General features: G+C 50.6%; 13 protein-coding genes. All 13 read right to left on the bottom strand.

Annotation, left to right across the window (positions count from 1 at the left end):
- Position 1 precedes the first annotated feature (1 nt).
- The 13 genes from FYJ65_RS03555 to allD all read right to left on the bottom strand — a co-directional run bounded on the left by FYJ65_RS03555 (position 2) and on the right by allD (position 15,526).
- A complete protein-coding gene (locus tag FYJ65_RS03555) occupies positions 2-976 on the bottom strand; it encodes a DHH family phosphoesterase (protein ID WP_206157296.1) in 975 nt (324 codons plus the stop codon).
- Position 977: 1 nt separating this feature from the next.
- Positions 978-1,349 carry a 30S ribosome-binding factor RbfA gene (gene rbfA / locus FYJ65_RS03550; protein ID WP_154553980.1) on the bottom strand — a complete coding sequence of 124 codons (372 nt, stop codon included), beginning with the start codon at positions 1,347-1,349 and terminating at the stop codon, positions 978-980.
- A 2-nt stretch (positions 1,350-1,351) separates the two neighbouring features.
- Complete coding sequence (gene infB / locus FYJ65_RS09985) at positions 1,352-4,123, bottom strand: translation initiation factor IF-2 (RefSeq protein WP_154553979.1); 2,772 nt, start codon at positions 4,121-4,123, stop codon at positions 1,352-1,354.
- A complete protein-coding gene (rnpM, locus tag FYJ65_RS03540; protein WP_154553978.1) occupies positions 4,104-4,400 on the bottom strand; it encodes an RNase P modulator RnpM in 297 nt (98 codons plus the stop codon). The genes infB and rnpM overlap by 20 nt, the downstream gene beginning before the upstream one ends.
- 9 nt (positions 4,401-4,409) lie before the next feature.
- Positions 4,410-5,579: a transcription termination factor NusA gene (gene nusA, locus FYJ65_RS03535; RefSeq protein WP_154553977.1), complete on the bottom strand. Its 1,170-nt coding sequence runs from the start codon at positions 5,577-5,579 to the stop codon at positions 4,410-4,412.
- A 9-nt stretch (positions 5,580-5,588) separates the two neighbouring features.
- Positions 5,589-6,068, bottom strand: coding sequence for a ribosome maturation factor RimP (locus tag FYJ65_RS03530; RefSeq protein ID WP_206157295.1), 480 nt, complete (start codon positions 6,066-6,068; stop codon positions 5,589-5,591).
- Between the two features lie 133 nt (positions 6,069-6,201).
- Entirely contained in the window at positions 6,202-7,239 is a 1,038-nt protein-coding gene (locus FYJ65_RS03525) for a FadR/GntR family transcriptional regulator (RefSeq protein ID WP_235898191.1), read from the bottom strand.
- Positions 7,240-7,266: 27 nt separating this feature from the next.
- Positions 7,267-8,508, bottom strand: coding sequence for a Zn-dependent hydrolase (locus FYJ65_RS03520; protein WP_154553975.1), 1,242 nt, complete (start codon positions 8,506-8,508; stop codon positions 7,267-7,269).
- Between the two features lie 12 nt (positions 8,509-8,520).
- A complete protein-coding gene (locus tag FYJ65_RS03515; RefSeq protein ID WP_154553974.1) occupies positions 8,521-8,718 on the bottom strand; it encodes a hypothetical protein in 198 nt (65 codons plus the stop codon).
- 17 nt (positions 8,719-8,735) lie between these two features.
- A complete protein-coding gene (locus FYJ65_RS03510) occupies positions 8,736-10,346 on the bottom strand; it encodes an L-lactate permease (protein WP_154553973.1) in 1,611 nt (536 codons plus the stop codon).
- Positions 10,347-10,397: 51 nt separating this feature from the next.
- Positions 10,398-11,330 (bottom strand): carbamate kinase, encoded by a 933-nt coding sequence (gene arcC / locus FYJ65_RS03505; RefSeq protein WP_154553972.1) that lies wholly within the window; start codon positions 11,328-11,330, stop codon positions 10,398-10,400.
- 77 nt (positions 11,331-11,407) lie between these two features.
- Positions 11,408-14,419, bottom strand: coding sequence for a bifunctional FdrA/YlbE family protein (locus FYJ65_RS03500; RefSeq protein WP_154553971.1), 3,012 nt, complete (start codon positions 14,417-14,419; stop codon positions 11,408-11,410).
- A gap of 54 nt (positions 14,420-14,473) precedes the next feature.
- A complete protein-coding gene (gene allD, locus FYJ65_RS03495; protein WP_288809591.1) occupies positions 14,474-15,526 on the bottom strand; it encodes an ureidoglycolate dehydrogenase in 1,053 nt (350 codons plus the stop codon).
- Between the last annotated feature and the right edge of the window lie 11 nt (positions 15,527-15,537).

The raw sequence follows: 15,537 nt of genomic DNA, 5'->3' as shown, positions 1-15,537 counted from the left end.
ATTATTGATCTTTCTCCACTTGCTCCACTAACTTCTCTGTAATAATCGACTTCGCCTCATCCAACGGTTTCCGGATTCGGCAGCCCGCCGCCAGAACGTGTCCGCCGCCGCCCAAAGCACCGGCCACTTCCGCCACGTTGATATGGGACCGGGAACGGAGACTGCATCGAATCACCGCCGGTTCCGCTTCCTTCAGCAGGCATCCCACCTCGATGCCGTCCACGCTCATAATGTCCTGCACAAAACCTTCCGCTTCGCTCAATTCGCACCCGGTCTCCCGGAGCATTTCCTGTGTCACGGCGGCCACGGCCACCTTGTCCTCACCGAACAGCTGAATACTGCTCATCACCAGGGAATGCAGCCGAATGGACCGCAGGGAATTGCGGTTATAAATCAGGTTGCTGATTTTCTTGCAATTGAACCCCGACACCCGGTGCAGCTGCGCCGCCATTTCGTGGGTACGCGCAGTGGTATTGGCATGCTGAAAATTCCCGGTATCCGTGGTGATTGCGGTAAAAATACCCTCCGCCATCGGAAGATCGATTTCCACATTCATCGCTTCAATCAAAAGCTCAATCATCTCTCCCGTTGCCGCCGAGTCCGGTTCGATTCGGCCAAAATCAAAATTCGGTTGTTCTCCGGTCACCCCATGATGGTCAATCACTGCTTTTACCGGGGCCGTCTCAAAGATTTCCTCTCGCCCCGGAATGCGGTTCATTCCGCTGCAATCCACCATGATGGCCATTTCCGGCCGGAAGTCCGGCTGGGAAACAATCAAATTCCTCGCCAGAAAGTCCAGATTCGCCGGTGTCGCCTCGTCGGTGACGATTACCGCATTCTTACCCATGGATTTCAGCGCAACGCAAAGAGCGGATGACGAGCCCAAGGCATCGCCATCCATGTTTACGTGCGGAAGAATCACGATGTGATCCAATCCTGCCAATTTTTCTGCTATCTCTTTGTATGAATTCTTCATATTAGTTCTCGTTGTGAATTTCATCAATCAGCGCATCGATGTGCCGTCCGTAATCCATGGAGGAATCGATTTTGAAAATCAATTCCGGCACGTGGCGCATCTTGATGTCCTTTCCGATGTTCTTCTTGAAGGTTCCCTTTGCCCGATTAAAGGCTTCCAGAACTTCCTTGTTCACTGCTTCTTTGTCCTCATCTGCGAGGGTCAGCGGTGTGATGTACACCGTGGCGAAACTGCCGTCCGCAGTGACATCCACACCGGAAATGGTGATAATTCTCGAGTTCAGTCTCGGATCCTTGATTCCGTTCACCAGCAGCTTGCTGATGCTCTTTTTAATCTCTTCCGAAACCCGTCCAATTCGATGATTTCTACCCATAATTATCTTTCAACCTCTACCATTGTGAAGCATTCCAGCGTATCGCCCGGTTTGATATCGTTGTAGTTCTCGATTCCCAGACCGCATTCGTAACCGGTTGCCACTTCCTTGGCATCGTCCTTGTATCTCTTCAGAGAGGAGATGGTGCCTTCGTGGATTACGATGCCATCCCGTACCAGACGAATCTGTGCATTCCGCTGAATCTTTCCTTCTGTAACATAGGCACCGCCGACAGTTCCCACGTTCGGTACGCGGAAGGTGTCACGGATTTCTGCCTTACCCAGAATTTCTTCCCGGAATTCCGGATCCAGCATACCCTTCATCGCGTCGGAAATTTCGTCGATGATATCGTAGATGACACGGTATGTTCTGATTTCAACATCCGCATCCGCCGCCTGGTTGGTTACGGCCGTGGTCGGACGAACGTTAAATCCGATAATGATGGCATTGGATGTCTCCGCCAGCATTACGTCGGACTCGGTGACGGTACCTACGCCGGAATGAACCACGTTGATTCGAACATCCGGTGTATCCAGCTTCTCCAGAGAGGAGATGATAGCACCGACGGAACCCTGTACGTCCGCCTTGATAATCAGGTTCAGTTCCTTGGTCTCGCCTTCCTGAATCTGGGAGAAGAGCTTGTCCAGCGTCATGCTGGCATTCTTTGCCAATACATCCTCTCTCATCTTCTCGGCACGGCTGTTTGCGATTTCTCTGGCAACCTTATCGTCCTTCACGGCATTGAAGGCATCACCGGCCATCGGTACATCCGACAGACCCAGAATTTCCACTGCCGTTGCCGGACCGGCCTTACGGATCTTATCACCCTTGAAGTTGGTCATTACACGGATCTTTCCGGAGCATGTTCCGGCTACCACACTCTGACCGGTCTTCAGAGTACCGTTCATTACCAGCAGTGTGGCAATCGGACCTCTTGCCTTGTCCAGTCTGGCCTCGATTACCGTACCCAGTGCCAGTCTGTCCGGGTTCGCCTTCAGCTCCAGCATTTCTGCCTCCAGAAGAATCATCTCCAGCAGGTCGGTAATGCCTTCGCCCTTCTTTGCGGATACCGGTACACTGATTACGTCTCCACCCCAGTCTTCTACCAGGATGCCGTTGTCGGCCAGGTCCTTCTTTACCTTGTCCGGATTTGCGCCCGGCTTATCCATCTTGTTGATGGCAACGATAATCGGAACGTTTGCCGCCTTTGCGTGGCTGATGGACTCGATGGTCTGCGGCTTAACACTGTCATCTGCCGCAACAACCAATACGGCGATATCCGTAATCTGTGCACCGCGGGCACGCATGGTGGTAAACGCTTCGTGTCCCGGAGTATCCAGGAATACGATTTTCTTGCCGTTGATGGTAACTTCAGATGCACCGATATGCTGTGTAATTCCGCCGGATTCTCCTGCGGTGACGTTGGTGTTTCGAATCGCATCCAGCAGGGATGTTTTACCGTGGTCAACGTGACCCATTACGGTGATGATTGGAGCTCTCGGCTTCAGTTCGCTTTCCGCATCTTCGTGAAGATCCAGGCCTTCTTCCGGCTCTTCTTCCACTTCTTCGGTAACCACGACGCTGATACCCAGATCCTCTGCCAGCATCTCCACCACGTCCTTATCGATGGTCTGGTTCAATGTAGCCATGATGCCCATCTTCATCAGAGACATGATGATGGATGTCGGCGAGATCTCTGCCTGTTCTGCCAGACCCGCAACGGTAATCGGAACGGTTACCGCAATGGTGCCTTCCGGCAGAAGCTCTTCAATATCCACTTCCGGCTCCACGTTCTTCGGTGCTTTCTTTTTCTTATGTCTGGTCTGTTTTTCCAGAGAATTCTCGTCGAAGTAACGGGAATTTTTTCCGCCGCCGTTTCCTTCGTGACGACCGTGCTTGTTGTGACGATCACCTCTGCTGCGGTCTTCATTCTTATCCTTGTTGTGGTCAAAGAACTTCTTGCTCTTTCCCTTTCCGCCCTTTCCGGTTTCTACCGCTGCCATTTCCGGTGCGGATGCGCCGGTGCTGCGGCGCGGGGAATGATCGTTCCGGCCTTCATTGTTGTTCCGGCGGTTTCCGCCGTCCTTACGGCCCTGACCATCTTTTCCTCTGCGGTCATTGCGGTCGTTTCTCTTCTTTCTGCCATCGGAAGATTTGCCGGATTCCTTTGCTTCCGGCTGCGGTGCTTTGGATGCATCGAAAATCTTCTTGAAGCGCATTGGCTTGTTCGGAGCGTTGGTATACTCTTCCTTCTTTGCCGTCTTCTTTTCTTCTGCCTTGTGGTCCGCTGCCTTCTTTTCAGCAGGCTTATCGGACGTCTTTTTCTCCGACTTCTTCTCGGATTTCTTCGCCGCCTTTTTCTCAGCGGTTTCTTTTTCTTTTGCGGCTTTCTGCTCAGCCTTTGCCGCCGCTTCTTCGCTTTCAACCTCGGCTGCGGTCTTCACGATTTTCAGTCCAACCCGTTTCTTCGGCTCTTCCTTCGGAGCTTCATCCTTTGCCGGTGCATCCTTCGGAGCTTCTTCCTTCTCCTTCTTCGCCATCGGTGCCGGTTTGCTGATAATCGGAATTGCCTTAATCTTCGGTTTCTTGGACTGGGCTTCCGGACGATCGTTTCCTTTCAGCATATTGATGGTGCTGATAATTCTACCCGCATCCCGATCCTCCATGCTGTCTTCCTCGCCGGTCACCTTAATGCCCAACTTGTCGGAATTTCGTTTCAGTTCCTGATACGAAATATCCAGCTCGGTCATAATATCAGATACCTTCTTCGCCATTCACTACCTCCTTTACAAATGCACTGGCTTCGTCAAAAGCCGCATCTGTTATTTCCATTTTGATTTCTCTCTTATAATTTCGCTGAAATGCTCTGCTTTTTCTTGCTTTCTCGATGCATTCCGGATTCTTGCAGAGATACACGCCTCGCCCCGGGCTCTTCCCGTCTCGATCCACATGAATGGCTTCATCGTGGAGCGTCAGCCGAATCAGCTGATTCTGAGGAAAGGATTCCCTGCACCCGATGCATCTTCGCATTGGTGTTCTTCGGTCTTTCATACCACGCCTCTACTCTTCCGAAGCGGTCTCTTCTGCTTCCGGTGCTTCTGCCTCCACAACTGCATCTTCTGTCATTTCATTTTCTTCTTCAAAAGCATTTGCCTCTTCATCTTCATCGGTATAGTCATCAAAATCAAAACCGCTTTCTTCCAGCTGGGCCTTGCTCTTGATATCGATCTTCCATCCGCTGACTCTGGCTGCCAGACGAACGTTCTGTCCTTCTCTTCCGATGGCCAGGGAAAGCTGCTGTTCCGGAACCACAGCGATGGCGCTCTTTTCTTTTTCATCGGCATATACCGCTTCCACAACTGCCGGACGCAGAACGTTGCTGATCAGCACCGTCGGATTCTCATCCCATACGATGATGTCGATTTTCTCATCGTTCAGCTCGTCCACGATGGACTGTACACGGGATCCCCGGTTTCCAACGCAGGCACCTACCGGATCCACGTTCTCATCGTTGGAATATACCGCAATCTTCGTGCGGGAACCGGCCTCACGGGCAATTCCTTTAATCTCCACCGTACCGTCGGCAATTTCCGGAATTTCCAGTTCGAACAGCTTCCGAACCAGTCCCGGATGGGAACGGGAAATGAAAATCTGAGTTCCCTTCGGCTTCTTCTGTACGTCCATTACGTATACCTTGATATACTGACCCGGACGCAGCTCCTCGCCGCGAACCTGCTCGGATTTAGACAAAGAACATTCCACGTTTCCGATGGATACGTAGACTCTGCCTTCGTTCACTCTCTCGACTCTTGCGGTCACCAGTTTTTCCTTCAGTTCGATGAACTGGTCGTAGGTGTTGTTTCGTTCCGCTTCACGGATGCTCTGAACCACAACCTGCTTTGCGGTCTGTGCGGCAATGCGGCCGAAATCCTTCGGATCGATTCGGTACTGAATCTCATCGCCGATTTCGTAACGTTCGTCATAAGACCGTGCTTCTTCCAAAGATACCTCGGTGGCATCATCCATTACTTCTTCCACAACTTCCTTGCTGAGAAGCACCATTACCTCACCGGATTCCCGGTCTACTACGACATCCACCTTCTGGTCTTTGCTGTAGTTTCTTTCGTAAGTGGTTTTAACGGCTTTCTCGATTGCCGCGATAATGTCCTCTTTGGAAATGTTCTTTTCGCGCTCCAACTCATTGAGTGCATCTAGAAATTCCTTATTCATTTAACCCTCCTAAAATATAACTGCAAGGTTGATCTTGGAAATCTTCTTGTGCGGAATCTCCAATCTCTCCCCATCTAAATCCAACTGAATTACATCTTCTTCCGTGCGTCCCACCAGCTCGGCCTCAAAGCTCTTCTGACCGTTCAGCGGTTCGTACAGCTTGACGTCTACAATTCTTCCGGCGAAACGATCGAAGTCCTTATCATGAATCAGCTCCCGATCCATTCCCGGTGAGGACACCTCGATGGTGTACTGACGGGCAATCAGATCCAGTTCATCCAGTTTCTCGCTCAGATACCGATTCACCTCTTCACATTCTTCAATGTTTACAAATTCCTGCTCACAATCTGCCGGTTTGTCAAGATATACCCGAAGTTTCCATTCCGGTCCCTCCTTGCGGTACTCTACATTGTAAATTTCCAAATCTCTGCCGCAAATATACTCTTCTGCAAGTTCTTTTACGCGGCTGACTACATCTTCTTTTGCCATCATCCCTCCGGAATAATCCACATACAAACGAAAGAGTGGGCTCTGCCCACTCTTTCAAGTTCCAACGTATATGGATATAATAGCACGAATCCCTTTGATATGCAAGGGTTTTTCTTGATATTCCGGGGAATTCTTAGATTTTGTAACGTGCCATAGAAGCCGCCAAGTGCTTCATCATGGTTTGCGTTGCCGCATCCACATTTCCGCTGATAATCGCACCGTACAATTTCTGATGCTCTTCCACAACGGCCTGCAGCTGTTCCGAATCCACCATACCGGTTCCGCTGACCCGCTTGAGGAAATTTCGAATCGTGGTCAGCATGGACAGGATAATCGGATTGCCGGAACATTCTGCAATGCAGGTATGGAATTCAATATCCGCATTCAGGGTTTCCTGCAGCGCATGCTGCAGATTGTCCGTATCCTTGCTTTCCTGGAAGGTTTTCTGCATCCGATAATAGATGTCCGTCAGTTTATCCAGTTTATTCTTATCCTCGCACTGAGACGCCAGCTGAACCGCCCGGAGTTCCAGCGCTCCACGAACCTGAAGGATGCTCTTTACCTGAGTGCCGTCCAGAAACAGAGACCAGGACAACGGTACCGAGAAGAAATTGGTTTCCCGGCTCGTAATATACGTACCCTGTCCCAGGCGTATATCAATCATCCCCAAGACGTCCAATACCTTTAAGGCCTCCCGGACGGCGGATCGGCCGACATTTAATTTTTTTGCCAGCTCCCGGTCTGACTCAATCTGATCTCCTCGCTTTAGACGGCCTTCCAGAATTTCATCGGCGAAATACATGGTCAGTCGATTGACCAACTGACTGATATTTCCCTTTTTTTCACTCTTATAGAACAAATCCTCGTCTGCCTGATGAGAATTCAAACAGGTTTCCAGATTCTGGAGAAATTCCTGCGGTTCCAGGGAGAACATCATGCTGTCCAGCTGTAAACGGCCGGAAACGGCACTGATTACCTCATTGAGGCGATCGCCCCCCTTGGATTCCAGGTTGGATAGAGTCGCCACGCTCATGGCCGTCTTTCCATTCTCTTTCATCAGAAAATACTCCAAAAATTCCTTTTGGGTCATCTTCAACGTCCGGCGAACCTGTCGGATATTGTCTTTCTTGTAGACAGAGTTGTACTTGCCCTCTACCATCATGTACCTCATTTTTTCACTCAATCTTTAACTTCGCGATTACTCGTTCAGAAGTTTTTCAACCAGGTCGGTCATCAGTACAGAGGCTTTAGCCAGGTCACTGTATTTACTGAATTCAACCGGTGCATGGCTTCGACCGTCCTTGCTGGAAACGAACAACATAACTGTTGGAAGCTGCTGACCGATTTCCAGAGAGTCGTGTCCCGCACCACTCGGAAGACGCATGTAGGAATATCCTCTCTCCTTGCAGGAATCTTCCAGTGTGTCCAGCATGCCTGCATCCAGAGCAACCGGTTCGATGACCAGCTTCGTGTCAATTTCATAGGTTCCGCCCATAATCTTGCACTCACGCTCCAATGCAGCTCGAATTCTTCTGGCGATATCATTAATATTATCATTATTCATGGACCGAATGTCAACCGTGAACTCTACTTTCTCCGCAACGATGTTCATTCCGCCCGGGGTTACGTTCATGAAACCAACGGTAGCAACCGTACCGTCTGCCTTCTCCCGTGCCCAGTCTGCAATTTTGCAGATTACCTTCGATGCGGTATCTACGGCATCCATTCTCATATCCATTGGAGTGGTTCCTGCATGGTCGGCTCTTCCGTGTACCGTAACCATGTATCTCTGAATACCGACGATACCGGTTACCAGACCGATTTCCAGCTCTTTCTGATCCAGTACCGGACCCTGCTCGATGTGCGCTTCTACAAAGTGACCGATGGAGCCCTCTTTCCAAGCGGCATCGCCTACTTTTGCCGGATCCAAGCCGTATTCCTTCATCGCTTCTGCAATGGAGATTCCGCTTGCATCCTTGAACTGCTCGGTATATGACTCATCGCGGTGACCCAGTATTGCACCGGAACCAAAATATCCGGTCCCGAAACGCATACCTTCTTCATCGTTGAAGCCAACAACTACCAGATCTCTCTTATGTTCCATTCCGCTCTCTACAATCTGACGAGCCATCTCGATGGAGCAAACCACGCCGCCGATGCCATCGTAGTTACCGCCGTGGATAACCGAATCGTAATGAGAACCGGACATTACGCATGGAGCGTCCGGATCCGTACCTCTCAGAATACCGATTACGTTTCCGGCTTCATCCTCGTGCACTTCCAGACCAATTTCTTCCATGATTTCTCTCAGATAATTCACGGCATCTCTCGCTTCCTTGGTGAACGGAAGTCGGGTGCAGCCTTCTCCCGGGGTAGCGGTGAATTTCTTCAGATACTCCAGATCCTGGGCAATTCTTCCTGTAATCTTTTCGATTTCCATCTTAACGTCCTCCTAGTTTTTTCGATCAATAATAAAAACCTTAATCGGTGAAATAAGCATTGCCACGACCACCGCCGCGAATCCCCCTGTTGCCAATCCGTTCATTCCATGGTTTACCCCAAGAAGAATCAGAGTGAAACCGATCATGGTGATGATAAATGCAACGGTTAATGCCCCTGCATTCGTTTTCCAGAAACTTTTCTTTTCCATTCTATTTATCTCCATTTCTACAGACCAAACACCAGGAATAAGAACAGGCCAATTGCAATGGTGGCCGGAATGGTGAAGGTCAGCATAATTTTCAGCACTTCACCTTCTTTGCCCAGACATCCAGCGGTGGTGGTTCCCAGAATAATCTTGCTCGGGCTCACTGCAGCACCGATCGCACCGCCTGCGGTCTGTGCCCCCAATACCGCCGGTGCATTCACACCCAGCAGAGAAGATGTAGTCATCTGGAAGTCTCCGAACAGAATGTTGGAACTCATGTTGCTGCCGGTCATAAATGTTCCCAGCAGTCCGATGAACGGCGCGAGGATCAGGTATTTATTGCCCAGCACGCCGGCAATTCCCTGAGACAGAACGACGGTCTGTCCGGTTCCGGACATAATCTTGGACATGATTACCAGTCCGATTACTGCCATTCCGGATGGCATGGTCATGGTAATGGAGCGGCCGAAAATCGCCTTGGTTCCGCCGGCCTGAATCCAGCCGTGCTTCTTGTAGTATGCCAATCCGATTACTGCAGACAGGAACAGGAACATGCTGGCATGGGTAAACGGAACAATCGGCGAGAACGCATCGGAGGCCGCATTGACGAAGCCGTATCCGGTGGATGTTTCCGGAACGGAAATGCTCAGCTGAACCTTGCTCAAGAATGCATTGATTGGTGCAACCGTCAGCACGATGATGGTCATCAGGGACAGCAGTACGTACGGTACGAATGCCTGTACCAGTGTCATATCCTTCGGTGCATCCAAGGTCTCTCCGGTGCTCTCGGTGCGAACCATAATCTTGGAATCTTCGATTCTCCACTCATCCCGGTACATCTTCATCCTTCCCATTAGCATGAGAACGACCAGACAGATAACAGCCGGAACGAAGTTGCTCAGTGTGGTGTTCACCTGGCTCAGCACCAGCTCACCGCCGCCACCGATAATCGTCATTACCAGCACAGCCGGAAGCCCCTTCTTTACAGCCTTTCCTTTTCCGTACAGCCAGCAGATGATAATGCCGGTCACGAAATCCCATACCAGCAGGAATACCGCTGCCCAGAATGCCGCCCTGTAATATTCCAGACTGCCTGCCTGAACACCGGCGGATACCGTCAGAGAGTCCCATGCGGCACCCAAGGTACCGAAGGTATTTCCCCATGCCTGACCCAGCAGCGGAATAACGATAGCATACATCGGCGCCACGCCGATACCAATCAGAAGCGGTGCGCCTACTGCAACCGGTACACCGAATCCGGTAATGCCCTGCAGGAAACTTTCGAAAATCCAGCCCATCGCCAGTACCAGCAGCAGTTCATTCGGCAGCAGCTTGCTCATGCCTTCTTTGATGACAATGAACGCTTTTGCCTCATCGCCCACCTGGTACATGAGAATCGCCGTCCAGATAATCAGGAGGATGACTAACGCACTCCAGATTCCTTTGGCACTCTCCACCGCGATGGTGGTAATGTCCGCCTTATACACCAGCAGACCGGAAAAAATCGTAATAAGCAAGCCAACCGGGGCTGCCTCGGTGGCGCCCCAGTGAAACTTGATCATTAATACGATTAATACGATAATCGGCAGAAACGCCATTATCCATGTCAAGAAATTTACAGGTATATTCATATTGAAAGTACTCCTCTTTTTCTCAAATCTCGTATTATGGTAAAAGCAGAATTATCTGTGGATGACGGTTCCAGTCTCTCCATTGATACCTTCTTTTGCCTTCTCGAGGAGTGTGATCAACGCATTTCTGCCTTCTCCGGATTCTGCGAAACGGATTGCCGCTTCTACCTTTGGAAGCATGGAGCCCTTTGCAAACTGTTCCTCAGCAATGTACTCCTTTGCCTGATCTACAGTCAAATCTGCCAGCCATTCCTGGTTTTCCTTACCCCAGTTAATAGCAACCTTCTCCACAGCTGTGAGAATTACCAGATAATCGGCACCGAAAGTGGATGCCAGCAAGCTGCTTGCGTTGTCCTTATCGATAACGGCACGCGCACCGACCAGTGCACCGTCCCGATCCACAACCGGGATACCGCCGCCGCCGCAGGTGATTACGATGTGACCGGCTTCGAACAGAGTTTTGATGGTTCCAAGCTCACAGATTCTCTTTGGCATTGGAGAAGCAACCACCTCTCTGTAACCTCTTCCGGCATCCTCTACCACAGCAACGCCCTGAGCTTCCAGCTCATCCGCTTCTTCTTTGGTCAGGAAACGTCCGATCGGCTTGGTCGGATTCTTGAAGGCATCGTCATTCTCATCCACCAATGTCTGAGAAATAATTGTGGAAACCTTCTTGTCGATTCCTCTCTTCTTCAGTTCATATTTGATTGCATTCTGCAGATCGATTCCGATATATCCCTGGCTCATTGCGCCGCAGGATGCCAGCGGAACCTCTCCGTACTGGTGATTGGATCTTGCCAGCATATCCATTGCATTCTGAATCATGCCTACCTGTGGTCCGTTTCCGTGAGTGACAATCAGATCATGACCCTCTTCAATCAGGTCCACAATTACACCGGCAGTGTGAGCAACCGCTTTCCGCTGCTCTTCTACGTTATTTCCCAGTGCATTTCCCCCCAGTGCGATGACAATTTTCTTGCCCATTATTTAGTCCTCCATATACTCTGATATACGCAGCGGCCTGATTTCTCAGGCCGCCACAGTAGCTTCTTTAAATTAGATTATTCCTCAAAACCCAACTTCTTTGCATAAGCCAGAACGGCCTTCTGGAATGCTTCAATCGGCGGATGTACCGTACCGGCACCAATCTGACCGAATCCCGCAATCTTGTGGGCGATACCGGTGTTGATAACCGGAGTAATTCCCTTTTCCACAACCAGTCTTGCATCAATACCCAGGCAGGTACCTCTGAAGTTCCAGTTCGGAATGATGTAGTTCGGATTTCTGTCGATGGTGATTTCGGTCATTTCGTTGCTGGTGTTCAGCGCATCTTCATAGCCGCCTGCACCGACGAACCGGGTTACAGCCGGAGCTGCGATCATTGCCATTCCACCGACACCAACGGTTTCGGTAATTGCACTGTCGCCGATATCCGGGCAAGCATCCTCGCCGTCATAACCGGTGAAGTACAGACCCTGCGGTGTATTTACCGGACCGGTGAACCATTCGTCTCCCATTCCGGCGATACGGATACCGAAGTTTACGCCATTTCTGCACATTGCAGTAACAACGGTTCCGTCGGTCAGCGTTCTCGCACCGTCCATGATTGCCTTACCGGTTGCCATCATGATGTTCAGGAAGAACTGATCGGTGTCTGCCAAGAACTTCATTACAGAAGATTTCTCATCCTGCGGCATATCCATGTCGGTGATAATCGGTGCCATTTCCTTATAGAAGCACAGGGACGCAGCAATATTTCTCTGGTGGAACTCGTCGCCCATTGCGATTGCCTTTGCAATCAGCGGATTGATTGCCAGACCTCCATCCAGGGAACGAATCGCTCTTCCCAGTGTTGGTCCCAGTACATCTCTCATCCATCTCAGGCGGTTTACAACCTCTTCAGAGTATGCACCGAAACGCAGTACCTTTCCGATACCTTCGTTCATCTGGCAGTATGCGTAGTTGCCATCGGTTTCGTTCTGAACAACGAATACCGGCATGTTCTGTGTAGTGATTCCGCCCATCGGACCTACTGCGTTGCAGTGGTGGCATGGAACGAACTGAATCTCACCGGACTCCAGGAGCTTACGAGCATCTGCTTCGTTGTCTGCCCACTCCTCGAAGAGCACTGCACCAACGCAGGAACCCTGTACGGTTGCCGGCATATCCTTGTATTCAATCGGCGGACCTGCGTGCAGGATTACCTTTCCGTTGTTTTCGTTCAGCTGCGGAATTACCGTCTTTGCCGGAACGTTGTCTTTCAGTACCGGCTGAGCAGCAACGACCTTTGCGATTACCTTGCGGTTTGCTTCGTCGATATCGAATCCTTCGTAATTTCTCAGGAAGTTCAGAGCCTTAATCAGAGTGATATCTCCGCCTGCCGGTGGCATCCAGTCGTACTGTACCACATCGCAGCCGAATTTCTCGGTTACTTCTGCAAAGCTCTTCAAACCGATGTTGATAACCTTTGGCTTGTTGGAGAGCATCTTCACCAGCTTTTCGGAAGGTGCGGATACTTCGCACTCTCTTACCTGCTTCGGACGAGTTTCCTTCTGTTCCGGAATGAAATCGTATCCGATTGCCTGAAGTGCAGTCTTTGCAGCCAGCATGTTGGTTTCCGCCACAATTACGCCGGCTTCCTTCAGCTTTGCAACGGATTCGTCGTAACCCTGGAAGTCGTTTCTGGTTCCGCATACTTCTGCAACGAAGAATACATTTCTGTTCTGAGCAGCAGCCTTTTCCTGCAGGCTCTTTACTGCCGGAATCAGTGCTCCGGCCATGTCTTCGTGAGAACCGTATCCCAGTACCACGTCGAACAGGATGACACCGGTGCTTGGATCGTCCACAGCCTCTTCCATGCACTCTACTCTGGTTCTCGGATCGATCATTGGATGCGGCTTACCCTGTGTGTAAACGTCATCGCCCAGGTCGATTACCACGTTGCCGTCTGCGTTCAGCTTGAATCCTTCCTGATGAGCGCAATCCTGCAGTCCCAGTGCTTCTTTAATCAGCATTGCAGATTCTCCGGCCAGAGTACCGCCGGAATAGTATGCCTTGATGGTCTTCTTGTCTTCCTTCTTGAAGAACCGGCTTCTGTCGCAATCAACAGTTCCCTCTTCTACCTTCTGACCTCTTACCAGGCTTACTGCCAGGCGAGCACACTCATCCAGCGTATAGGTCTGATAGAATCCCTCTTCGTAATATTCCGGCTTCTCGCCCAGGAACAAGCATACAACCGGCTTCTTGCAAACGCTCAGTCTTGCAGCAACCTTATCTGCCACTTCCTTTGCCGGTGGTTTGGAGATAACAACCAGCACCTTAACGGTCTGATCCTCTTCCATGGCATCGATTACATCCAGCATTGTGGTTCCGCCTACCTCTGCAGACAGATCTCTGCCGCCGGTTCCGATTGCGTTGGTAACGCCCTCGCCCAGACGGTCAATGATGGTGGTCAGTTCCTGAATTCCGGTACCGGATGCACCGATGATTCCGATGGAACCCGGGTTAACGGTGTTGGTAAAAGCAATCGGAACGCTCTGGATGATTCCGGTTCCGCAGTCCGGTCCCATAACAACCAGGCCCTTCTCGTGCGCCTTATCCTTAATCTTCTTCTCATCTTCGATGGTTACGTTGTCGGAGAACATGAACACGTTCATGTCTTCGTCCAGTGCTCTCTCCGCTTCCAGTGCGGCATATGCACCCGGAATGGAAATAACTGCCAGGTTGGCATCCGGCATCTGAGCCAGAGCCTGATCCCAGGACTTTGCTGCCTGAGCACCCTGCTTCTTCGCATCGGCGCTTCCTTCTTTTGCGAAGTACTCGTCTACTCTCTCCATCAGTGCGTCCAGAACGCTTTCCTCTTCCACGTCTGCAACGACTACCATGTCGTTCGGCGTAGCTGCCATCAGTTCTTCTGTTTCCAGGCCGCCCTGCTTGAAGATGTCCTTGTTCGCAGGAGTTGCCATCATGATGGAAACCTTGTTCACACCCTCAACGGTGGAAACTTCATTGGTCAGAAGCATCAGAGTTACAGAATCGTGATAGCTTCCGGCTTTAACGATTGTCTTTAACATTAAATCTCTCCTTGTTTATCTGTAAAAAAGTTACGGCTTCAATGTTATCTATAATTAGTCCGCAAAACGATTCTTATGATCGTATCTGTCAAAATGTACCGGTTCCCCCTTCAGGTATTCCACCAGTTCATCCGCTACGTCCACACCACCGGTTGCGTACGCTTTATCCATTCTCATTTTTGCTCTCTCGCCCGGATAATTTACCTTATCGAATCCCGGAGCCGGCTTGATTTTGCCGATTTCGTCCAGGCAAGCGGACATGGTCTTCATGAACTGATCTGCGCCGCAGAATCTTTCCGGATCGATAACGATATGCATCTGACCCAGTCTTCTGCCTTCGGACAGATCGTGATACATGGAGCTTACGTGACCGCCGAACGGAACACCCAGCAGAATTCCGGAGAAGATGTCTACCATCATCATCAAACCATATCCCTTTGCACCTGCGATTGGAACCAGAGCGTTCACCTTGTGCGGGTCGGTAACCGGAGCACCGTGCTCATCTACTGCCCAATCTGCCGGAATCTCCTGATGCTTGGATCTCTTGTCCAGAATCTTTCCCCATGCCTGTACGGTTGTTGCCATGTCGAATACAACCTTACGATCGTCTGCAGTCGGTGCTGCAAAAGAAATCGGGTTGGTACCATAGTAAGGTTCTGCGCCGCCGTAAGGAACTGCCATCGGATCGGACTGGCAGAAAGAAATTGCGCACAGGCCCTCATCCGCAGCCATTTCAGTGTAGTAACCGATGGAACCGCTGTGAGACAGATTGCTCATTCCCACTACTGCAATACCGTTTTCCTTCGCCATCTCGATGGCCTTCTTCATACCTTCTTTTGCAACAACGAAGCCAATGCCGTTGTCACCATCCAGAATTCCGGAGCAAGGTCCGGTCTGCTTCCAGGTAATGTTTGGTTCAACAGTAATGCCACCCTTGAAGATTCTCTCGCTGTAATACTCTACACGAACCGCGCCGTGGGAATAATAACCTCTCTCATGTGCCCACATCAGAATTTCTGCAGTGGTTTCCGCATGGTCTTCGTGCAGACCTGCCTGCATGAGTTTACCCTTCATCAGGCCTTTCAGTTCTTCTCTCGATAATTTCACTTATGATACCT

Source organism: Mogibacterium kristiansenii, from assembly GCF_009695905.1.
GTDB lineage: Bacteria > Bacillota > Clostridia > Peptostreptococcales > Anaerovoracaceae > Mogibacterium_A > Mogibacterium_A kristiansenii.
The sequence above is the reverse complement of the archived record's forward strand: the minus strand, read 5'-3'. Positions and strand labels throughout refer to the sequence as shown.